Source organism: Robertmurraya sp. (genome assembly GCF_036676585.1).
In the GTDB taxonomy this organism is placed as follows: domain Bacteria; phylum Bacillota; class Bacilli; order Bacillales; family Cytobacillaceae; genus Robertmurraya_A.
This window is the reverse complement of sequence record NZ_JAKFCQ010000071.1, coordinates 44,451-65,887: the sequence shown is the minus strand read 5'-3', so window position 1 is coordinate 65,887 and position 21,437 is coordinate 44,451. Positions and strand designations below refer to the sequence as shown.

27 protein-coding genes are annotated in these 21,437 nt (G+C 36.9%); 10 read left to right on the top strand and 17 right to left on the bottom strand.

Going from position 1 to position 21,437, the window contains the following annotated elements; all coding sequences use genetic code 11:
- Positions 1 to 9 precede the first annotated feature (9 nt).
- Entirely contained in the window at positions 10 to 753 is a 744-nt protein-coding gene (gene liaF, locus ACGLXV_RS10015) for a cell wall-active antibiotics response protein LiaF (protein ID WP_391558461.1), read from the bottom strand.
- A 289-nt stretch (positions 754 to 1,042) separates the two neighbouring features.
- On the opposite strand from liaF, the gene ACGLXV_RS10010 reads away from it, so the two are divergent.
- Positions 1,043 to 2,437 carry a hypothetical protein gene (locus tag ACGLXV_RS10010; protein ID WP_391558454.1) on the top strand — a complete coding sequence of 465 codons (1,395 nt, stop codon included), beginning with the start codon at positions 1,043 to 1,045 and terminating at the stop codon, positions 2,435 to 2,437.
- Positions 2,438 to 2,474: 37 nt separating this feature from the next.
- Here the strand turns inward: ACGLXV_RS10010 and ACGLXV_RS10005 are convergent, their stop codons facing one another.
- The 8 genes from ACGLXV_RS10005 to ACGLXV_RS09970 all read right to left on the bottom strand — a co-directional run bounded on the left by ACGLXV_RS10005 (position 2,475) and on the right by ACGLXV_RS09970 (position 9,780).
- Complete coding sequence (locus ACGLXV_RS10005) at positions 2,475 to 3,254, bottom strand: Cof-type HAD-IIB family hydrolase (protein ID WP_391558453.1); 780 nt, start codon at positions 3,252 to 3,254, stop codon at positions 2,475 to 2,477.
- Between the two features lie 56 nt (positions 3,255 to 3,310).
- Positions 3,311 to 3,577 (bottom strand): phosphocarrier protein HPr, encoded by a 267-nt coding sequence (locus tag ACGLXV_RS10000; protein WP_391558460.1) that lies wholly within the window; start codon positions 3,575 to 3,577, stop codon positions 3,311 to 3,313.
- Positions 3,578 to 3,598: 21 nt separating this feature from the next.
- Entirely contained in the window at positions 3,599 to 5,035 is a 1,437-nt protein-coding gene (locus tag ACGLXV_RS09995; protein WP_391558452.1) for a glycoside hydrolase family 1 protein, read from the bottom strand.
- 122 nt (positions 5,036 to 5,157) lie between these two features.
- Complete coding sequence (locus tag ACGLXV_RS09990) at positions 5,158 to 5,484, bottom strand: PTS lactose/cellobiose transporter subunit IIA (RefSeq protein ID WP_066054491.1); 327 nt, start codon at positions 5,482 to 5,484, stop codon at positions 5,158 to 5,160.
- Positions 5,485 to 5,560: 76 nt separating this feature from the next.
- A complete protein-coding gene (celB, locus tag ACGLXV_RS09985) occupies positions 5,561 to 6,892 on the bottom strand; it encodes a PTS cellobiose transporter subunit IIC (RefSeq protein ID WP_391558459.1) in 1,332 nt (443 codons plus the stop codon).
- Positions 6,893 to 6,924: 32 nt separating this feature from the next.
- Positions 6,925 to 7,227: a PTS sugar transporter subunit IIB gene (locus ACGLXV_RS09980; RefSeq protein WP_160548206.1), complete on the bottom strand. Its 303-nt coding sequence runs from the start codon at positions 7,225 to 7,227 to the stop codon at positions 6,925 to 6,927.
- A 243-nt stretch (positions 7,228 to 7,470) separates the two neighbouring features.
- Complete coding sequence (locus tag ACGLXV_RS09975; RefSeq protein WP_119707138.1) at positions 7,471 to 7,776, bottom strand: PTS sugar transporter subunit IIB; 306 nt, start codon at positions 7,774 to 7,776, stop codon at positions 7,471 to 7,473.
- Positions 7,777 to 7,854: 78 nt separating this feature from the next.
- A complete protein-coding gene (locus ACGLXV_RS09970) occupies positions 7,855 to 9,780 on the bottom strand; it encodes a BglG family transcription antiterminator (RefSeq protein WP_391558451.1) in 1,926 nt (641 codons plus the stop codon).
- Positions 9,781 to 9,970: 190 nt separating this feature from the next.
- On the opposite strand from ACGLXV_RS09970, the gene ACGLXV_RS09965 reads away from it, so the two are divergent.
- Together ACGLXV_RS09965 and ACGLXV_RS09960 are read left to right on the top strand one after the other, a co-directional pair.
- Entirely contained in the window at positions 9,971 to 11,026 is a 1,056-nt protein-coding gene (locus ACGLXV_RS09965) for a lactonase family protein (RefSeq protein WP_391558450.1), read from the top strand.
- A 115-nt stretch (positions 11,027 to 11,141) separates the two neighbouring features.
- A complete protein-coding gene (locus ACGLXV_RS09960; protein WP_391558449.1) occupies positions 11,142 to 12,311 on the top strand; it encodes a M20 family metallopeptidase in 1,170 nt (389 codons plus the stop codon).
- 16 nt (positions 12,312 to 12,327) lie between these two features.
- Here the strand turns inward: ACGLXV_RS09960 and ACGLXV_RS09955 are convergent, their stop codons facing one another.
- The 4 genes from ACGLXV_RS09955 to ACGLXV_RS09940 all read right to left on the bottom strand — a co-directional run bounded on the left by ACGLXV_RS09955 (position 12,328) and on the right by ACGLXV_RS09940 (position 15,246).
- Entirely contained in the window at positions 12,328 to 13,053 is a 726-nt protein-coding gene (locus ACGLXV_RS09955; protein ID WP_391558448.1) for an EcsC family protein, read from the bottom strand.
- Positions 13,054 to 13,134: 81 nt separating this feature from the next.
- A complete protein-coding gene (locus tag ACGLXV_RS09950; RefSeq protein ID WP_346426602.1) occupies positions 13,135 to 13,254 on the bottom strand; it encodes a DUF4023 family protein in 120 nt (39 codons plus the stop codon).
- Between the two features lie 50 nt (positions 13,255 to 13,304).
- Positions 13,305 to 14,513: an ABC transporter permease gene (locus ACGLXV_RS09945; RefSeq protein ID WP_391558447.1), complete on the bottom strand. Its 1,209-nt coding sequence runs from the start codon at positions 14,511 to 14,513 to the stop codon at positions 13,305 to 13,307.
- Positions 14,506 to 15,246: an ABC transporter ATP-binding protein gene (locus ACGLXV_RS09940; protein WP_119707131.1), complete on the bottom strand. Its 741-nt coding sequence runs from the start codon at positions 15,244 to 15,246 to the stop codon at positions 14,506 to 14,508. Before ACGLXV_RS09940 ends, ACGLXV_RS09945 begins: the two co-directional genes overlap by 8 nt.
- 510 nt (positions 15,247 to 15,756) lie before the next feature.
- On the opposite strand from ACGLXV_RS09940, the gene ACGLXV_RS09935 reads away from it, so the two are divergent.
- From ACGLXV_RS09935 to ACGLXV_RS09925, 3 genes are all read left to right on the top strand, one after another.
- Positions 15,757 to 16,176: an HIT family protein gene (locus ACGLXV_RS09935; protein ID WP_119707130.1), complete on the top strand. Its 420-nt coding sequence runs from the start codon at positions 15,757 to 15,759 to the stop codon at positions 16,174 to 16,176.
- A 158-nt stretch (positions 16,177 to 16,334) separates the two neighbouring features.
- The gene (serC, locus tag ACGLXV_RS09930) at positions 16,335 to 17,411 is read left to right on the top strand and encodes a 3-phosphoserine/phosphohydroxythreonine transaminase (protein WP_391558446.1); all 1,077 of its coding nucleotides are present in this window, start codon (positions 16,335 to 16,337) and stop codon (positions 17,409 to 17,411) included.
- Between the two features lie 129 nt (positions 17,412 to 17,540).
- Complete coding sequence (locus ACGLXV_RS09925) at positions 17,541 to 18,068, top strand: tryptophan transporter (protein ID WP_119707128.1); 528 nt, start codon at positions 17,541 to 17,543, stop codon at positions 18,066 to 18,068.
- A 28-nt stretch (positions 18,069 to 18,096) separates the two neighbouring features.
- On the opposite strand, the gene yhzF is transcribed toward ACGLXV_RS09925, so the two are convergent.
- The gene (yhzF, locus tag ACGLXV_RS25785) at positions 18,097 to 18,279 is read right to left on the bottom strand and encodes a membrane protein YhzF (protein ID WP_119707127.1); all 183 of its coding nucleotides are present in this window, start codon (positions 18,277 to 18,279) and stop codon (positions 18,097 to 18,099) included.
- A gap of 131 nt (positions 18,280 to 18,410) precedes the next feature.
- Between yhzF and ACGLXV_RS09920 the strand changes: the two genes are divergently transcribed.
- Both ACGLXV_RS09920 and ACGLXV_RS09915 read left to right on the top strand, forming a co-directional pair.
- Positions 18,411 to 18,767: a YtxH domain-containing protein gene (locus ACGLXV_RS09920; protein ID WP_391558445.1), complete on the top strand. Its 357-nt coding sequence runs from the start codon at positions 18,411 to 18,413 to the stop codon at positions 18,765 to 18,767.
- Between the two features lie 254 nt (positions 18,768 to 19,021).
- Positions 19,022 to 19,594: an HTH-type transcriptional regulator Hpr gene (locus ACGLXV_RS09915; protein WP_391558444.1), complete on the top strand. Its 573-nt coding sequence runs from the start codon at positions 19,022 to 19,024 to the stop codon at positions 19,592 to 19,594.
- Here the strand turns inward: ACGLXV_RS09915 and ACGLXV_RS09910 are convergent, their stop codons facing one another.
- Entirely contained in the window at positions 19,595 to 19,930 is a 336-nt protein-coding gene (locus tag ACGLXV_RS09910; protein WP_391558443.1) for a DUF1878 family protein, read from the bottom strand.
- A 190-nt stretch (positions 19,931 to 20,120) separates the two neighbouring features.
- On the opposite strand from ACGLXV_RS09910, the gene ACGLXV_RS09905 reads away from it, so the two are divergent.
- Positions 20,121 to 20,678 (top strand): DUF3267 domain-containing protein, encoded by a 558-nt coding sequence (locus ACGLXV_RS09905; RefSeq protein ID WP_240390686.1) that lies wholly within the window; start codon positions 20,121 to 20,123, stop codon positions 20,676 to 20,678.
- Between the two features lie 103 nt (positions 20,679 to 20,781).
- A complete protein-coding gene (locus ACGLXV_RS09900) occupies positions 20,782 to 20,961 on the top strand; it encodes a hypothetical protein (RefSeq protein ID WP_119707123.1) in 180 nt (59 codons plus the stop codon).
- 59 nt (positions 20,962 to 21,020) lie between these two features.
- Here the strand turns inward: ACGLXV_RS09900 and ACGLXV_RS09895 are convergent, their stop codons facing one another.
- Together ACGLXV_RS09895 and ACGLXV_RS09890 are read right to left on the bottom strand one after the other, a co-directional pair.
- Complete coding sequence (locus tag ACGLXV_RS09895) at positions 21,021 to 21,104, bottom strand: YjcZ family sporulation protein (protein ID WP_119707122.1); 84 nt, start codon at positions 21,102 to 21,104, stop codon at positions 21,021 to 21,023.
- A gap of 88 nt (positions 21,105 to 21,192) precedes the next feature.
- On the bottom strand, positions 21,193 to 21,270 hold the full coding sequence (locus tag ACGLXV_RS09890; protein WP_119710501.1) for a YjcZ family sporulation protein: 78 nt from the start codon (positions 21,268 to 21,270) through the stop codon (positions 21,193 to 21,195).
- Positions 21,271 to 21,437: the final 167 nt, after the last annotated feature.

Sequence of the window (21,437 nt, the reverse complement as noted above, 5' to 3'; positions counted from 1 at the left end):
ATGCTTCACCTATACCTTATCAATACGTACGGATCCAATTTTCAACTCAATCGATATCTTTAACTTTCGAACAGCTTCCTCATAGCCTGGTGATTGATAGGTTAACCCACGATTGATTGCATCGGTTTCCTTATCAAAGATACGAATATCTCCTACCTTTATATAAGATTGGACAAAAACAGGGACATCTTCTGGTATGATCATCTTGACATCTCCAATCCATCCTTGAACGATTATCGGAGTTTCTTTTTCCGGAATGTATGCTTGGCTAAAATCAATGAAATAGTCTCCAATTGTGTTATAAAGCTCCATTGGTTCTACTGACCAATTGGCTTGTTTAAAACTAACATCACCAATCGAAAAGCCTCTAGCTCTTTTTCTCTTTTTCTTCCCTTTTTCATCAAGTGTTTTAAACGCATCTTTAGGCATATCCTCATGAAAATGAAACCTAATTTTATTTTTTCTAGTCAGTATGCTAACGGCAATATAAATAATAATATATGGCCAAAGCTTCCAAAACTCCCAAAATCCAAAATCTAATTTTCCAATCCGATCAAATATTAATATAGAAGAAAAAAGAACTAAGAATAAAGAAAAAAACAAATTCCCCCTTTCAACTAAGGCTTTTACACAGAGAATCGTTGCAATGACAAATAGCAGAAATGGATAAGAAACGACAAATAACTCTGTTATTTCCATGGAAATGACACCTATATTAACAAGGAGGAGCACACCCCCTACTAGTAAGAGCATTATTGCAAACAGTACTTGGTTTATAGTCTGATATCTCAAATCATCCGCCTACTTTCAATCAATAGCTTAATAATTCGATCATTTTCTATATTCTCCTTCATTCATTTTACCTCTTTTTTTGAAAACCTGAACTGAACTCCAGTAGTTCTTTTTCTCCGTCTAGAGACGGAAAGATTTTCTTTTCCCTCTCACATCTTTGCCCATTTTACATATTCTGTAGCAACCAACCATATTAGGGCAAGAGCCTAAAAAGGCATGTTCCCTTCTATAGGAGAAAGGAGTTTGTTCGATGGGTATTGAGTTAACAGCATTACATTGGATTTACCTTTCCTTTATCATTTTAATTATAGGCTTCATGGTCATGAGAAGAGATACCTCACTCGTATGTATAACGGGAATATTTTTAATAGCGATTACCGCAACCGGTTCACTTAGCGCTTCTATTAGTGATATATTTTCTAGTTTTATCTATGCTATTACTGAGTTGCTCCCTACTATTCTAGTCATTTCCATTATCGTAGCTATGAGTAGAAGTTTAACTACAACCGGTATTAATGATGTGATGATTTCTCCTTTTGCAAAAATTATACGTACACCAGCACTCGCATACTGGACGATCGGTATTTTGATGATGGTTATTTCTTGTTTTTTTTGGCCGTCTCCTGCCGTTGCACTCCTAGGTGCCGTATTACTACCTGTCGCAATCCGTGTTGGTCTACCTGCCTTGGGTGTGGCAATGGCTATGAACTTATTTGGTCACGGAATTGCGCTATCTGGTGATTTTATTATTCAGGCTGCACCAAAGTTAACTGCCGATGCTGCTGGATTACCAGTTAGTGAGGTCATTAGTGCTAGTGTTCCTCTTGTCATCGTCATGGGTGTTGTTACCACCATAACTGCTTTCTTCTTTTTAAAAAGAGATATGAAACTCGGGAAGCTAACCACAACTTCTTATATTCACTCTAAGTCTGCAGATGAAAATACTGAGAAAAACTTATTATCTCTTAAACAGAAAAGATTTTTCTCGCTTTTGATCCCCGTTTTGTTTTTATTAGATGTTGTCGCCATGTTCTTACTCGATTTACAGGGAGGGGACGCAACGGCATTAGTTGGTGGAACATCGATCGTGATCCTCATACTAATCACAATCGTTGGGCATAAAAACAAAGGACTGGAAAAAACAACGAGCTATTTAATAGAAGGATTTCAATTTGGGTTTAAGGTTTTTGGACCTGTTATTCCTATTGCCGCCTTCTTCTATCTTGGCGATGCTGGCTTTTCAGTCATCATTGGTGAATATTTACCGGAAGCATCACAAGGGATCGTCAATGACCTTAGTGTCTCCTTAGCTGGTATTGTTCCGTTAAGCAATGAGATTGCTGCGGTAACTCTTACAACAGTCGGAGCTATTACAGGGTTAGATGGGTCAGGTTTTTCAGGCATTTCACTGGCCGGTTCTGTTGCCAATCTGTTTGCTGAGGGAATTGGTGCTGGTGCTGCTACATTAACGGCTCTCGGCCAAATTTCGGCCATATGGGTTGGTGGTGGAACATTAGTTCCTTGGGCTCTTATTCCGGCTGCTGCCATTTGTAATGTGGATCCGTTTGAATTAGCCCGACGAAACCTGCTTCCTGTTTGTATTGGTCTCGTCGTTACCACGATTGTAGCCATCTTTTTAATATAGAAAAAACCATCGTCAGATTCTTTCTGACGATGGTTTTTTACTTCAACAGCCCGACCAATTCTAATCCGTATGCAATCCCATCTTCGTCCACATGCTTGGTTACGTATTTAGCAGCACTCTTAGCCTTTTCATGTGCATTTCCCATAGCTACACTATTCTTAACAAAGGAAAGCATCTCAATATCATTTAATCCATCTCCAAAAGCATACACATGCTCAGGTGCAATGCCAAAATGATTCATAGCCGCTTGAATCCCTACCGCTTTTGATCCTCCAGCAGGTAACACATCCACCGCATATTCGTGCCAGCGGATAAAATCTAATTGAGGAAATGCTGATTTATAATCAACTTGATCTTCATCTCTATATATTAAAAAGGATTGATATATTTCTCGATCTTGATGATATAGAGGATCATATCCAACCTTTCCACTCACGTTTAAAGAACCAACAGCTTTTTCTAACATTGTATGTGATTCCACATTGCCCTTCATATCTTCGTGATCTAGATACACGATTGGGTGTTGATTTTTAGTTGAATAATTTGTAAGCTCTTTTAAAGCTGAGGTGTTGATTGGATTTTTGTATATCACTTGTCCATTTAATACGACATACTGACCATTAAAGCTTACATAATTATCTATTTCTAACTCTTTTCGAATCTCGGTTATATTAAAAGGAGATCTCCCTGTCGCAATTGCTACCTCATGACCTTGATCCTTTAACTGCTGAATAGATTCCTTTGCCGATTGTGGTAACTTTTTTTCTTCATTATATAATGTTCCATCAATATCAAAAAAGACCAATTTTTTGGACATGTAACTTCTCTCCCAATTAGAAACCCCATCCAAAAATTGAATGGGGCTACTTGATTTTATTCAGCAAGTCCTTCTTTAGCTAATACATCAGTAAGACCTTTTAACGCTTCCACTTCATCTGCACCCTCAGTTGTAATTGTAATTGATGCACCTTTAGGAATACCTAAAGACATTACACCCATAATGGACTTGAGGTTAACTTCCTTTTCCTTGTAAGCTAGTTTCACATCTGAGTTGAATTTACTTGCCGTGCTTACAAGAAGTGTGGCTGGTCTTGCATGAATACCTGTTTCATCAATTACTGTAAAAGTTTTCTTTGCCATCATTAAAACCTCCTAATATGCTTATAGCTTCTCACCGTTTGATTCGATCACGGATTTGTACCATCCAAAGCTTTTCTTCTTGATCCGACGAAGGTCGTTTTCACCTTCTTCATGTTGATTCACATAAACGAATCCGTAACGTTTTTGGAATCCATTCAACCAGCTTAAAAGATCGGTAAATGACCATACACAATATCCAAGCATCTCAACACCATCCGAAATCGCTTCCTGAATGGCTACTAGATGTGTTCGAATATAGTCTATACGATAATCATCGTTTACCACATCATTTTCTTCAAGCTTATCATACTCCCCTAACCCGTTTTCACTGATTAAGATTGGCAGGCCATATCGGCTTTGTATGCGACGAAGTCCAATTCGAAGTCCAACCGGATCTATATTCCAATCCCAGTTTGTTCTTTCTAAATTGTCATTCTTGACCGTTTTAAAAACACCTGGAATTCCTCTGTCTTTCGTTGTTCCTTTTTTCCCTGATGTATTAAAATGACCCTCCGCTACTCCATCAAGCGGGTTTTCTTCGTATGTGGTTGTTTGGTAATAGTTTACACCCATGAAATCAGGTTTTCCAGCTTTTAATAATTCAAAGTCGCCTTCTTCTACCTTTGGTGCCAATCCGTTCTTCTCTAGATAGTTCCATGTTGCCTCCGGGTATTTCCCCCACGCGTATACGTCCATCCACCAATGGCTCGTAAATTCCTCTGCATTTTCGGCTGCTAAAATATCTTTTGGTTTTGATGTGGCAGCATAAGCAGGCGAATAAGCAAAGCTAGGACCGATTTTCCCATCTGGAACATATTTACGGAACTCTTTAATGACGCTTGCATTCGCTAAATTAGCATGGTGATTTACTTGATAAAAGAGCTTGTCATCCTTTACTCCTGGTGGATGTGCTGCCCACTGATACCCAAGCATTGTAAAAATATTTTGCTCATTTAAACTCACCCAGTACTTAACACGATCACCAAATCGCTTGAATAAAATGTTACTGTAATTCGTGAAGTCTTCTATAATCTTTCTTGATTCCCAACCACCATATTCATCTTGTAACGCTTGAGGTAGATCCCAATGGTATAGCGTAAGAACAGGTTCAATATTATGCTTTACGAGCTCATTGATAAGATTGTCGTAAAACTGTAGACCTTTCTCATTAACCTCCCCTTTTCCTTGAGGAAGAATTCTTGTCCACGCCACAGAAAAACGATATGCCTTCATTCCCATTTCTGCCATTAACTGTACATCTTCTTTATATCGGTGGTAATGATCGACTGCTACATCACCAGTTGTCTCTTTAAATGTTTTTCCGGGTATGCGTACGAATAAATCCCAGTTTGATGGTCCTTTTCCATCCTCATTCCACGCACCTTCTACTTGATAAGCTGCAGAAGCTGCCCCCCAAAGGAATTTTTCTGGAAACGGCTTTAATTGCTTATGTATCATTTCTATCTCTCCTTCACTTTTCCGTTATTCCCAAAGTAATGAATATGGTCCTGATGCTTTCACACCAGAACCAATTCTTTGTTATTATGCTTTCTTTCCTGAGAAATTACTGAAACAAATTGTTAGCTAGAAACTTTCTCTAACTTAATCGTTTCGTACAGATCCACAAATTCAGTTGCTAAATCTTTTAGTGTGATTGCATTCATTAAGTGATCCTGAGCATGAACCATTAATAGAGAAATTTCTACCTTTTCTCCTCTAATTTCTCCTTGAATCAATGAAGTTTGAACATGGTGTGCTTCGTTTAATGCATCTGCGGCTTCCTGTAGTTTTGCACGTGCTTCTGTGAAATCTCCTCGTTTCGCTGCTGCTATCGCTTCCATTGAAGAGCTTTTTCCATTTCCACCATGTAAAATAATCTGAAATACTGTTTCTTCCATTGTTGCCATTGTAAGTCCCTCCGTATAAAAAGCATTCTCACATAAACTCATGTGAGAATCCTTCTGCTATTTTTTTAACGCTTAATTAGCTCACTTTTGATGAATTATTTACTCCGCCTTCTTCTTGTTGCTTCATCTTATCCCACATTCTGAAGAACGGGAAGTAGATAACAAATGCGATGACGATGTTGACAGCCTGCATGATAGCTCCTGAAATTTTCCCTCCAGTTGCTAGGTATCCACCGATAATTGGCGGCGTTGTCCAAGGAATCGCGATACCTGCTGGCTTCGCAACTAAACCTAACTTCATTGAGTAATACGTTACAATGATTAGAACGATTGGTGTTAAGAAGAATGGTACGATTAGTAATGGGTTCATAACGATTGGCGTACCGAAAATGATTGGTTCGTTGATCATGAATGTTCCAGGGCCAGCCGCTAATTTACCAAGCGCCTTCATTTGTTGGCTTCGTGCCCAGAAAAGCATAAGCATCGCTAGACCAAATGTAGCACCTGTACCACCAATATTAATGAATATTTCAAAGAATTGTGCTGTAAAAATATTAGGTAATTCTTCACCAGCACGGAATGCAATTTGATTTTCTTCTGTTGCCATTAACCAAACTGGGTTTAGAACCCCTCCAACGATGTTTGTTCCGTGTAGACCTGCTGACCAAAGCATCATAATAAGCATGTAGGCAAAAATAGATCCGATTAAGCTTCCACCCAATAATCCAAGTGGTTTACCAAGTACTAGTTGAACCACATCATGTATACTATTGATTCCAAAATATTCAATCACTAATCGAATAAGGAAGATCGTAGTAATAACGATAAAACCAGGAACAAGTGCAACAAACGATTTACTTACTGCCGGTGGAACACTATCTGGCATTTTAATAACAATATTTTTCTTAAGAATAAGGTTATACACTTCTGTTGAGAATAAAGCGATTAAGATCGCTACGAATAGTCCTCTACTTCCCATAAGAGCAACTGGAATAGCGCCTCCAACTGCGATCGCATCTGTTGCTCCATCTGGAGTAAACGGCACATTGAATGGTGTAGCTAATAAGAACGCACACAGTGAGATTACCCCTGCTGTAATGGCGTCAATGCCATACCTCTCAGCTAGACGATACGCAATACCGAATGCTGCGATTAGACCCATCATGTTAAACGTTGCATCTGTTGGATACATTAATTTTGCTAACCATTGATCTCCGAACACACTTGCCATGAAATCGGCGTAACCAGGAATCGGTAGGAAACCCAAGATTAGGAATACAGAACCGATAATAATCATTGGCATCGCTAGGATAATTCCATCTTTTAAAGCACCTAAATGTCTTTGTGCGGCTAATTTACCAGCAAAAGGCATAAACTTTGATTCAAGGAAACCTAAAAACTTATTCATCACGTTTCATTCCCTTCTCTATAAAGAGATATTTAGTTTTTTAGTGCTACAGCTGTTTTTAACACTTCTGCCCCATTACACATTCCGTAGTGAATTGGGTTGATAGAATCAACCGGGATATTCTTTTCTTTTCCAAGTTGTTGCATTTGAGGTAATAGGTAACGTACTTGTGGTCCAAGAAGCAATACATCTGCTTGATCGATATTCGCTTTTACTTGGTCTGCACTTACTGCCCAAATTTTTGACTCAAGGCCTTGTTCCTTTGCAGCCGCTTCCATTTTTGTTACTAGTAAACTTGTAGACATACCTGCCGCACAGCATAATAGAATGTTCATCATAATTCCTCCTAATATTTTAAGTCACTCTCTTAATCATTGAGAGCGTATAAGTGAAAGATTAACTGATAACAAGAAGTCTTACTTTATTGTTTTGCTTTGTTGTCTCTTCTTGATGTCTTTATTGTAAGTGTAAAACGCTTTCACTTACATCTATCAATTTTCCGTTTCTCAAAGGAAATGGCTAACTGAATTCTTTTTTACAAAAAAAACAGGGAGCATATTATCACCCTGTTTTTTGCTTTATTTATTTTTTAATAGTTTTGCATATTTTAAAACTTCAACACCATTACAAGTTCCATAATGAACAGTGTTGATCACATCCACTGGAATTCCTTTTTCTTCTCCAAGCTTTTTAAGTTCAGGAAGTAAATGACGAACTTGTGGACCTAGTAGGATAACGTCTGCGTCTTTAATATGTTTATAAACAACATCCCCGGGTACTGCCCAGATTTTATTGTTTTCCCCCTGATCCATTGAAGTTTGATTCATTTTTCTTACTAGTAAGCTTGTTGACATACCAGCTGCACAGCATAATAAAATATTCATCACAAATCCCCCTTTACTAACATTAGAAAGTAATCGCTTACAATTAGGTTCCTCTTTTAAAAGAAAAGACACCAACCTCTAGACCTTTAAGAAGGTGTCTTTAAATTCATGATAGGACTTTGCCTTTATTAATTGTTGTACTAACTCACGATCATCGATCACTTTACCGAGCATATCGTACATTCTTTGTAAATCTCCGCTACTATCCTTTTCAACACTAAGCAAACAAACAAATTGTACAAGTTTATCGTCCCACTCTATCGGCTTTTGTAAGGTACAAATTGACCAAAATGTCTCGTCTGTTAATGGATTTAATGGATGTGGAATCGCAACAAAATTTCCAAAGGATGTGGAAGAAAGAGATTCTCTCTCCTTCACTGATTCAATAAAAACATCATCTATCAAACCCATTTCTTTCAAATTCGAAAACATGTAAGAAAACACTTCTTCTTTCGATAAGAGTGCTTGTTGTAAGAAAACTAGTTCTTCCCTCGTATACTCGAGGGTTGTCGTTTGCTCTGATACAGCCGACCTAATTTTATTTAAATCTTGATCACCTAAAAATGTATTCACATGGAGGACAGGAATGGACATTTTTTGCTGAATAGGTACTGTACTAATAATGAAATCAATATCATGTAGATCCATCTGCTGAAGCTTATAAAATTCAGTAGTATCGACAATATCAAGCTTTGGTCCAAAGGTTGACTGAAGCTTATAGTAAAGCAATCTCGCACTACCTACACCTGATGCACAAACAATTAAGCATCTTTTCGGACCATGGTGGATTTGCTTTCGCTCCATGGCTACTCCTATATGGAGGGCAAGGTATCCAATTTCATTCTCGTCTATATCTATGCTTAGTTGTTTTTTCATCTCTTTACCAGCAATAAGCCCTGCTTGAAACGCTACTGGATAATTAGCCTTGATTTCATCAATCATTGGATTTCTCAAGTTCATTCCATAACGGTAACGATTGATTGCTGGTTTAATATGCAGACACATTTGTTCTAAGAGTTCCTTATCTTCGCTAATTCCTAATGACAGCTTTTCATCTATTTTTGCAAGGATGTCAGATACTAACTGAGCAATTTTTTTATCAATTACTTTCCCCACTTGCTCACCAGGTGATTTTTCAATCATTTTCGTACCTAAAAGATGAATGGCTATATAAGCGACCTCATTTTCTGGAAAATCAACCATAAGGGTTTCACTTAGATTTTTCACAATTTTTTCTGCAACAGAAAATTCTTTTTGTCCAATGATTTCATTTAATTCATCTGAATACAATAAAACATGATTCCCTTCACGGATACGCTTACAAGCTATTGCTACATGGATAATCAAATTATTTAACCCGACATCAGAAAGGGTAATATGATGTTCCCTAATAAGCGCTAATATGACGTTTCGAATCACTAGAATTTCTTCCTTGGTTAGGATATTCAGTTGTTCATTAACAATATCAAGTTCGTCCCTTTTTTTATTAAAAATATAATCCGACATACAAAAGCGGACCTTAACTTCATCACCTTTAATTCTTAAACCATAATTAGGTTTCTTTTCTAAACTTAATCCATACCTTGAAAGGATTTTCTTAATATCCTTTACGTCATTTAAGATCGTTGAGCGACTAACAAATATTTCATCAGCTAAATGATCAAGCTTTACAAATTTATTCGTTAGAAGTAGCCTCGTAATAATATACCGTATCCGTTCTTCAGGTGAGTCGGGCCTTCCAACGCTCGTTTCAGCCGTATCTTGAAACACTTCATTTATAAAGGTGATGAACTGTTGATTGTTATTTACAACTAGTTCATATCCCGTTCCTCTTACTGATTTAATATCTGCACCGTTCTTTTCAAGGATTGCCTGAAGGTCTTTCATATCATTACGAATGGTTCTTGATGTTACTTTAATAACACTAGCTAAATACTCGCTCGTAATAGGCACCTTCGCTCCCATTAGTTCTCCGAGTATCATCGTGAGACGAGAAATAATCATTTCGAACCTACTCCCCTAGAATCTATTTCTTTCTAAAATACGTTTGGTTTCGTTCTACGGACTTTTCTGAAAAGTTAACATTTCTCTCTATTTCTTGTCAAGTTGATAATTAAAATAAGACTTCCTTCTTGATTTTCAATGACTGTAAGAATAGGATAACATTGTATATTAATTTATTGGAGGGAATGCCTTGAGTAGCGCTGATAAAGTAATTGGATATGTAGGAACGTACACAAAAGGTGATAGTGAAGGGATTTATCGCTTTGTTCTAGACACAAAAGCTGGAAAAATTGAAGAGGTTGAACTTGCAGGTAAGGTAGAAAACCCTACCTATGTTTCTATTACAGGAGATAACAAATTTCTTTATTCCGTTTCAAAAAACGGTGATCTTGGTGGAGTAACTTCTTTTTCCATTGAAGAAGGAACGGGAAAGCTTCAAAAAATAAATGATCAAGGGTCTGCTGGTTCTCCTCCTTGTCACTTAGAAATAAACCCAAGAAATACCGCATTGTTTACCGCAAACTACCATAAAGGAACGGTTGAAGTGCATAAGGTAAACCCAGAAACGGGTGAAATCCAACCTACTTCTTCGAGCGTTACCCACACGGGAAGCGGTCCAGATCCTAGACAGGAAAAGGCTCATACACACTACTCTGGCCTAACTCCTGATGGAAAATACGTGGTGGCAGTTGAACTTGGAATTGATAAAATCTTTACATATGAACTGAAAGAAGATCAATTATCCCTAGTTTATGAACTTTCTGTGAAACCTGGAAGTGGCCCAAGACATATTGTGTTTCATCCAACAAAACCACTCGCTTATGTGATGACAGAATTTAGTGGAGAAGTACTCGTCCTTCAATACGATTCAACTAACGGTAGCTTAAAACAAATTCAAGCCATTTCTACACTTCCTTCAAGTTTTACCGAAAACAATCAAGGAAGCGCGATTCACATTAGCTCCGATGGGCGTTATGTGTACGCTGGAAATCGAGGACATAACAGTATTGCGAGCTTTGTTACAGACGAAAATGGCTCCCTTTCATTTTTAGAACATACACCTACAGAAGGTGATTGGCCACGTGACTTTGCACTAGACCCTACAGAATCGTATATTGTTGCATCTAATCAAGAGTCAGGCAACCTTGTCCTTTTTGCTAGAGACAAGGAGTCAGGAAAGTTACGTCTCCTTCAATCTGACATTACCGTTCCTTATGCAGTTTGTGTGAAGTTTTTATCTATTTAACGAACGAAAGACTACCTTTCAGGTAGTCTTTCGTTTTTTCATATCAAAGATAACCATTTTTTAGTGAAAAAGATGTTATAATTATCTGATATTAGTAAAAGGAGTGGGGATTAATTTGCTTACGACACTGTTTACAAAGCTAGAAAATTATTATCCTGAAATGGTTGAGATTCGAAGATACTTGCATCAGCATCCAGAGCTTTCTTTTCAGGAAGTGAACACAGCTAACTTTATCGCATCTTATTATGAAAAACTCGGTGTGGAAGTACAAAGAGGTGTCGGTGGCAATGGGGTAGTAGCAAAGATACAAGGAAACTATCCTGGAAAAACAAAAGCCTTACGTGCAGACTTTGATGCACTTCCTATTCAGGATGAAAAGGATGTTCCATACAAATCAACTGTTCCAGGTGTTATGCATGCTTGTGGGCACGATGGTCATACTGCGTCCCTACTTGTCCTAGCTAAAGTACTCCATGAATTAAAAGATGAACTTCACGGTACATATATTATGATTCATCAACATGCAGAAGAGTATGCTCCAGGAGGCGCGGCATCCATGATTGAAGCGGGTTGCCTTGAAGGAGTAGATGTTATCTTTGGTACGCATTTATGGGCAAGCGAGCCTACAGGGAAAATTCAATACCGAACTGGTCCTATTATGGCAGCAGCAGATCGATTTGTGATTACCATCCAAGGCAAAGGTGGACACGGAGCACAGCCACATAAAACAAAGGATTCCATTGTTGTTGGTGCCCAACTCATATCCAATTTACAACAAATCGTAAGCAGACGTGTCAGCCCAGTAGAGTCCGCTGTCGTAACCGTTGGATCCTTTGTCGCAGACAATGCCTTCAACGTAATTGCGGATAAAGCAAAATTAATCGGAACCGTCCGCACATTTAACGAAGACCTTCGTGACTTTATTGCTGACGAAATCGAGCGCATTGTGAAAGGTACTTGCATCGCCTCTGATTGCTCGTATTCCTATGAGTATGTAAAAGGATATCCGGCTGTTGTTAATCATAAAGAAGAAACTGAGTATCTTGTTCAACAAGCAAATGATATGGATGACATCAAAGTAGTGGAAGAAGCAGAGCTACAGATGGGTGGAGAGGATTTCGCTTATTATCTACAGCATGTAAAAGGAACTTTCTTCTTTACTGGGGCGAAGCCTGTTGGCGTGGAGGTAGCTTACCCGCATCATCACCCGAAATTCGACATTGATGAACAAGCCTTACTCGTAGCTGCTAAAACGCTCGGGTCAGCTGCCATTAACTATAAATAATGCTTATCGGCCCCTACTACTCAGGCAGTGGGGCCATTTTAAGTAAACGAAGTCGATAACAGTTCATTGCCACTTCTCCTAAAGAGTCTAGAAGATTATAGTTCGCATACGCCCCTACGACTGCTCCAATCCCAGGGACTAGCTGAAGCATTTTTATAAAGTCAATATGATCTCGGTACTCTTGTTGGAAAGATTGCCAGTCCATATCCTCATAATTTTGTTTTCTTTCCTCCCAATTTTCAATTACCTCAAATGTTTCTAGTCTTTTTTCATCACTTGAGAAGGCTAGTGAGAATACATGTAAAATAAATATTCGTTCCTCAAGCTTTTCGGGATTAAAACCGTATATCGTAGCTGTTTCACTTAAGTACTTCATTTTAATGGACAATAGTAGCGGAAAGTCAGCTAAACCTAGAAAAATCCCTCCCGCTCCTGTACCCGCCCCTTCTAATGTAGCTGTTTTACGGTAAAAGGAAAGTTTTTCAGCAGCCATTTTATCTTTTTCCATTAACGATGAACCGGCCCTATTCTCTTTTTTTGTAGTGACATAAGACCCTACTAGTAGTGCTTTAACCATTTGCTTAATGCTATCAGTAATAATTTGATGCGCCTTTGCAGGGATCAACTCATTTATTTTCCCTTGTGCTTTTTTAGATACTCGCTGAAGGAAAGGTGATTTTTTAAATAATTTCCGTTTCCATAAAACGATTTCATGATAAATCTTTAATTCGTATTCATTCATAAAATTCCCCCCTCCTTTCCTTTATACGTTTGAAGAAGACATTTGTTTCAAAAAAAGAAGAAGGCTGTCGCCTTCTTCAACTTAATGCTGCTTATTCGGAAGCCTTTTCTCTGGGTGATTATTACCACTCTTCTTATTTTTTAGTTCCTTTTTTTTATCTTCTGCCAGCTTATCAACAAATTGACTTGTATTTTCCATCATGACTCCCCTTTCTTTTCTGGGTAGTCATAGTGTAACCAGCTTTGTAAAAATTACGTCAGCTTTTTATGACTATACTGATATACAAACAAATAACTGAATGCAATCCCTGCAAACAATGCAAAAGCACTGATAACCAAGTCACCCTTTAAGAGGATGGGAATGAATAGTAATAAGGATTGAATACTTAATACGACAAAAAGAAGCTTCTGAAAAGATATTTTTTTCGTTATTTCTTTTACTGGATATAATTGTATCCATAGCTTATTTTGATGGTGATTCCATAATGGAAGCAATTGAAAGCCTGTTAAGTAAATAAACAAGACAACGAAAAGGATTTGTCCATATCCAAAAGTGACAAAATATAGGACAAGTCCTCCAATAACGGTTAGACGTATCCACAAGCCTAGATAATCTCCACCTCGGATAAAAGTTTGAAGAAATAAATGTAAAAATGTAGCATCCTGTTGATATGGCAAACTTGAGGGTATCCAATCCAGCCACCTGCGTCTCTTTACCTCATCCTTTAATTTCGGAACATCTGTAAACAAATTGGCTAAGCGATAAAATGACATCATTCTTCTTTCTTCCAGTTGAATAAGACGCTCCCATTTTAATCCCTTTTTCTTTGTTTGATTATAGTATGTAAAGAAAAGAAGAAGTAATAAAAAAGCGACAACCCCAATTAACCAAATCGCTGCTTGATTAAACAAAAGGTATAAAAATACTCCGTTCACCACAAATCGAATAACCGTATCTAGTCTTTGAGTGGACTCCTCCACATAATATTGTACTCTCCATCTTATATACAGATTTAACAGTTTTAACCCAGCTAGTACGACAAGAAACGGAAGGAAATGATGAAAACCACTTCCTGTTACTTGAGCGTAAATCGGCATTAGGACACCGAGGAAAAGTACTAACAAATACAAGCCAATAAAAAAACTCAAAAGAATACTGCGATTAAAATATGATTGGAGTCTTTCTTCAAGGGCAAGAAGAAACACTTTATCAGGATCAACTACAAAAGTAAAAATGGGGCTAATTGTAACCACTAACGATAAAATGATTGCCATTAACAGGGCAACGGGAAAATCACCTGATAATGTCTTTACCCATTCTTGATAGTAGAAAGCAGCAGTTCCTAATAAAAAAACAAGGACAATGACGATATGACCGTTAAAAATATATCGAGAATACCGACCAATTTCTTTACTTGCTGTTCCGAGTCGCTCCCTCCACAGCTTATGTGCATCAAACATAGTCTTCTTCCTTTGTGAGTTGAATATAAAGATCATCAAGTGTAGCATCCGGCATTGAAAATTGCTCCCTTAATTCTGCTAACGTGCCCTTCGCACGAACCTTACCTTCATGCAGAATAACAAACCGATCACAATATCTTTCCGCTGTTGCAAGTATGTGGGTAGACATTAATATCCCTGCACCGCTTTCCTTCATCTTCTTCATAAGATCTAACAGAGATTGAATTCCAAGTGGATCCAGTCCTACAAAGGGCTCATCCACAATGTAAAGAGAGGGCTGAACCAAAAAAGCACACATAATCATAACCTTTTGTTTCATTCCTTTTGAGAAATGGGCAGGAAACCATTTTAGCCTCTTACTCATTCGAAATTCCTTCAACAGGGTTTCTTTTCTCTCTTGAAAGGTCTTTTCGTCTAATCCATATGCCATAGCTGTTAAACGTAAATGCTCATCTAATGTTAACTCATCATATAGAATGGGTGTTTCTGGTACAAACGTAAATTCTCTTCTATATTCCTCTTTGTTTGTATGTATGGCTTTTCCATTAATCGTAATTTCACCCGATTGTGGCTCCATCAAGCCAATAATATGTTTAATGGTTGTGCTTTTGCCTGCCCCGTTTAGTCCGATTAGACCAACAATTTCATTTGCTTTCACATCAAAAGAAATGTCTTTTAAAACAGGGTTTCTAGTATATCCACCGGTTATATTTGAAAGCTGCAAAAGTGTCATTTATCTTCCTCCATTAGTTGTTAGCACCATTTTAACAAAATGTCATCCTAAAAAATAGAAATAGGCATTTTAAAAAAAAATCATTTCTTTTTGTATAGAACCTCTCAATGCGGGCATGATAATATTCGAAGGGGAACAACAGTAGATGTTCAATCATCGAAATGAGGTGTCAGTGGGCGATAATAATCAATCACGATACGTTTAACGTTCCTATATGCTTTGATCTAACCACATTTTTATAAATGAGGTGTTCGCAAAAGACCAATCTGCTATGCTTTATAAGTTGTAAAACATATAAAGATAAGGGGATGGTTCGCTTGAACAAAGGATCGAAATCTCTATAGACAAATCATTTTTAAATGAGGTGTTTATCAAAGAGAATTTATTGCTATAGAACGATTAAAAAGCTTTCCCCTTCAAGAACGGGCGGGATTCCTTGCGAATCCTGCCCTCTTATTTGTTTAAATAATATGGTAAAATATACATATATATGAATAGGAGGGACAAATAATGAGCGATTGTATTTTTTGCAAAATTGTGAATGGAGATATTCCCGCAGCGAAAGTATTTGAAAATGACCACGTGGTAGCGTTTTTAGATATTAGCCAAGTAACAAAGGGACATACATTGATCATTCCAAAGGTACATAAGGAAAATCTTTACGAATTGACTCCCGAGATTTCTAGCGAATTATTCAAAGTGGCTCCGAAGATTGCCAATGCCATTAAAGATGCGTATCACCCAGTCGGTCTAAACCTTGTTAATAATAATGGTGAAAAAGCTGGACAATCAGTGTTCCACTTCCATATGCATTTAATTCCTCGATACGGTGAAGGAGATGGATTTGGAGCAGTTTGGAAGTCAAATCAAAGCAACTACACTCCAGACGATCTTCGAAAAATCGCGGATTCTATCAGCAGTGAATTGTAAGACTGTTCTTTTAGGACAGTCTTTTTTCTATTCCTTTTTAAAATTTTCATAATGTTCAAATTCTCATCTTTACATAGTACGATTTTCTGTTAGGATAAATATATCTTTTTTTCTTTGCTGCTTTAAACCGTAAATATCTAATTGGAGGTATGTATTGTATGAATCGTGCACTAAATTTTAATGCAGGACCAGCTGCTCTTCCAGCGGAGGTTCTAATTGAAGCTCAAAAGCATTTGCTTAATTTTAACGGTACCGGCATGTCGGTAATGGAGTTAAGCCATAGAAGTAAGCCCTATGAGGAGGTTCACGATGGTGCCATCTCGAAGCTTAGAAAGCTGATGAACATTCCTGATGATTATGAAGTCCTTTTCTTACAAGGTGGTGCTAGCACTCAGTTTTCTATGGTTCCGATGAACTTACTCCAGGAAGGTAAAACAGCTTCCTATATCCTTTCTGGTGCTTGGTCTGAAAAAGCGTTAAAGGAAGCAAAAAAAGTTGGACAAACGAGCATTCTCGCTTCAAGTAAAGATAGCAATTATAACTCTATTCCAGAGTTTACGCTCTCAGATCTTTCACCTGAAACTGCCTACCTTCATATTACTAGTAACAACACGATTTTCGGTACGCAATGGCAAAACTTCCCAGATTCACCTGTTCCTTTAATTGCAGATATGTCGAGTGATATTTTAAGCAAAAATTTACAAGTTGAAAAATTTGATTTGATTTATGCTGGAGCACAGAAAAATCTAGGGCCTTCAGGAGTTACTGTCGTAATTATGAAGAAAAGCTTGTTAGAACGCTCTACAGATGCGTTGCCAACCATGCTTAATTACAAAACTTATGCTGAGAACAATTCCTTATATAACACGCCGCCTACAATCGCTATTTATTTATTGAAGCTTGTACTTGATTGGGTTGAAAATCAAGGCGGTGTTACAGCAATTGAGAAAATAAATGATCAAAAAGCTAAACTTCTATACGATGCGATTGATGAGAGTGAAGGTTTTTATAACGGGCATGCCACGCCTAATAGCCGTTCGAAGATGAATGTGACTTTCACTTTACAAAGTGAAGAAGCAACAAAAGCTTTCCTTCAACAGGCAAAAGAAGAGGGCTTTGTTGGATTAAATGGTCACCGTTCAGTCGGTGGTTGCCGTGCATCCATTTATAATGCTATTCCACTTGAGCATGTTGAAAAGCTAGCCGAGTTCATGAAGAAATTTTCGCAAAAGTAATCAACAGAATAGTTAACTTTTTTAATAATTAGTAGTGTGATATAATTAGAGCAAGTTTTTCGCTATAGGCAAAGAGTGCACTATAGGAGGAACGAAAATGAAAGTAGAACAGACGAGGAGAGATGAGAAATGAATACGAAAAATCTTGTTGCACTATCATTACTAGTGGGTATGGGTGCGGTATTACATGCAGTTGTTCCACCAATTCTTTTTGGAATGAAGCCTGACATGATGTTAACGATGATGTTTTTAGGAATTATGCTATTCCCAGAAAAGAAAAATGTGCTCCTTGTTTCATTAGTTACAGGCATTATTTCTGGCTTAACTACGAGCTTTCCTGGAGGACTATTCCCGAATATTATCGATAAGCCAATTACTGCCTTTGTTTTCTTTGGCCTATTTCTAGCTCTTAAGAAATTTAGAAACAATATGGTCAGTGTTGGTGTATTAACTGCTGTTGGTACAGTTGTGTCCGGACTTGTATTCTTAGGTTCAGCTAGTGTAATTGCTGGGTTACCAGGCCCATTTGCAGCATTATTTGCTGGTGTGGTCTTACCAGCTACTGTGGTTAACACAATTGCTATGATTGTGCTTTACCCAATTGCCTATGTAATTGTTAAAAGAACAAAACTTAACCAGCAAGTTATTTCTGGTTAATAGAAAAGAACCCTTCAAGGGTTCTTTTCTATTTTATGCTGGATAGAAGAATGGCAGCCAACATTAGGAGGATCCCAGTCCCCAATAGTGCGCCTGCCCTTTTTTTCAACAGCTTTTTTGGAGGATAAAAACCCGGTTTCATTAGCGATAAAATATAAAAAACTGCGGCTACTAAACAAATAATGCTTATTAGAAATAATAAGCTAACCATCCATACCACCTTCTTGTTCGTGAAATATTTATATATATGCTTGGTTTATAGAATCTATGTAATTCTACATGTTTACCCATGATGAATCATGTTAATATAAGTCCTATAAACGTTTATTTAGGGGTGAGTTTATGAATGTAAAGAAAGTCCTTCTTGGAATGGTAGTTGGAGGAATTGCTAGTGGCGTTGCTACATTACTAACAACTCCTCGATCTGGCGAAGCACTTCGGAAAAATTTAGTACGTTCTGAAGAAGAATGGAGACAAAATCTGGCCACTCTAAGCACTTCTATACGAGATGTGAGCAATGAGGTCGCTTCAGTTACTAAAGAAGGGAAAGTTGTCCTTACAAGCTTGATTAAAGATATAAAAATTAGTGTACAAGCCTGGAAGGAGTCTACGGCCACCAACCAATATGCGATTAAAATGGAGCTTGATTCGATTCAAGAAGCGTTACGAAAACTTGAAAATGATTTACAAAAAAAATAGTCATTATAGAAATAAAAGCTTTTATCTGTCCTTTTTTTCAAAAGAAAAGAAGGATTTTTTTCTTTTGTAAAGAAAATCTCAAGTTATTATTTACGATTATATCCATAAATCTTATAAATCTATCGATATAAATCTTGATTGGAAATAAAATTTTATCTAATTTCTAAAAATTTTGTAAATTACATCTTTATTAATTTTTGTTTTATTGGCATAATGAAAATAATAGACAAAAAAAAAGTGGGTGACTAATAGGGATGGCGGGAAAAGATTATACTATGAAAGAAGCAATGCTATTTAGTCAGAGAATTGCACAATTAAGCAAAGCTCTCTGGAAAGCCATTGAAAAAGATTGGCAGCAGTGGATTAAGCCACATGATCTTAATATTAATGAACATCATATTTTATGGATTGCTTACCATCTAAATGGTGCATCCATCTCTGATGTCGCTAAATTTGGGGTCATGCATGTTTCAACAGCTTTTAACTTTTCAAAGAAGCTAGAGGAGCGAGGACTTTTACAATTCTCTAAAAAGGAAAATGATAAGCGAAACACGTATGTGCAAATTACGGAAAAAGGAGAAAGCATACTTCTGGACTTAATGGAACACTATGAGCCATCAGGAAATGCAGCTTTCTCAGGTGCTTTGCCATTAAAGGAATTATACGGCAAGTTTCCAGATATCATTGAGGTAATGGCCATTGTCCGAAATATTTATGGGGACGACTTTATGGAGATTTTCGAAACATCATTTAGAAACATTGATCAGGATTTTGAAGAAAAAGAAGGAAAGCTTACAAAGAAAAAATCATCATCTGAGTATGTATAATCATAAGTACCTTTTAAGCTCATCCATTAGTGGTAGAAACAGTCTTTGAAGGATACACGCATGAATTACTTCTTCTACTTGTAGGCGTGGGTGTAATTCTTCTTGAAACTTTTTAAAAAGCGGATGAAAATAGACAAACCCTTCCGCTTTCTGTTCTTCCAACTCTATGCTCATTCGTTCACAATTCGTACAAAATACCTGTACATCACTTTCAGATAAGCCTCTTTCAATAACTAACATATCAAATTTTGCTTTATTGCTACCAATCATCTTTAAAAGCAAGGATTGATGGTACTCTAAGCGCTTTATTCTCTCTAATAATTCCTTGTCAAACATCCTTCTACCTCTTTTCTATTCTTCCTAAATTCTATTGTATAAAATGTAAAATGATATGACAAAAAATTTATCGAAAATTGTTTGCAGTTTTCCTATTGATTTTTTCATCTGTTCATCGTAAAGTATCTAAAGTAAGTGGAACCTATGAAGCTTACAAAATACTTATATCTCCATTTGGAGGCTGATTCGCTTGAATTGCTGGAAAACAATAAACTTTACGAGACAATATGGATCGCAGCGACTTTTTATACTGTCTGCCTTAACTATGTTATTTACTTTTATTCTACTTTATATTCCGGCAACATACTTATTTGTTGCAACAACCTTTTATGACAATCATTTTATTTATTTTATTTTAGCATTAATTTTACTGTATCCGGCTCATAAACTTCTACATTTTTTACCAATTGCTCATTTGAATGAGAAGGTTAGAAAAATTGTAGATATAAAATTTGGTTTTATTCCAACAATCAAAATTCAAATTACAGAACCTATTAAAAAGTATCAGTTTTTAATCGCTTTACTATCGCCATTTGTCATTATTAATTCAGTATTGTTGGCAGCTTGCTTCGTATTTCCGCATTACGCACACTATTTTACGATTTTAATAGCTTACCATATTGGAATGTCTGTTTCTGATCTTATTTGCGGAAAAGATGTAATTAGCGCTCCTAAGAATGCATTTATTGAAGAAAACGAAGATGGTTATGAAATTTTAATTATCAATAAGGAAGGGACATCTTACTGATGTCCTCTTTCTCTAATAGTTACTAAAATCAATTTTTCTTTTAACTTAAAAATTGATTATGATACAATACAAGAAAACACCTTCCCATAGGAGGGATTTAACGATGATTTTTCTTTTTATAGTACTTGCCGTTTTTATTTTATTCCAAATTAACAAACTTACAAACTCTCTCTGCTTACAGAAAGAGATTCCTGAAGAACGACAGCCACAAATTTTTAGGACAATTAATATATTAATAACGATCCTTCTGATATCTTCCTATGTAGAGATCCTATTTACATAGAACAATAAAGAGCGGTGGACATTCATCCACCGCTCTTTTTTCTTTAATCATTTATTCGCTTATAGCCAAGCAGCACCAACGATGATTAAAAGGATGAACAATACTACAATTAGCGCAAAGCCTCCACCATATGAGTGACCCATTCTAACACCTCCTCTCAAGGAAAGTTAATATATCCTATTCAAGTACAGCTGCATCCGTTAAAAGGATTCGTGTTATTTCATATGGAGCTTAACAATAAGCTGCCCCCACAATAATCAATAAGATGAATAATACAACAAGTAGCGCAAAGCCATTGTGTCCCATCATTAAAACCTCCCTTTCTCTCTAATTTTAATGGTGGCATTCCAATAAACTTGAAGGATGCCCGATTTTTTTGTTGAACTAATTGCTAGTTCCCTTTATATTATGTAACCCATTCCATAATGGGATGGGCTATTTACTTATTTTTGAAGATTTACCATTGTGGAACAGAT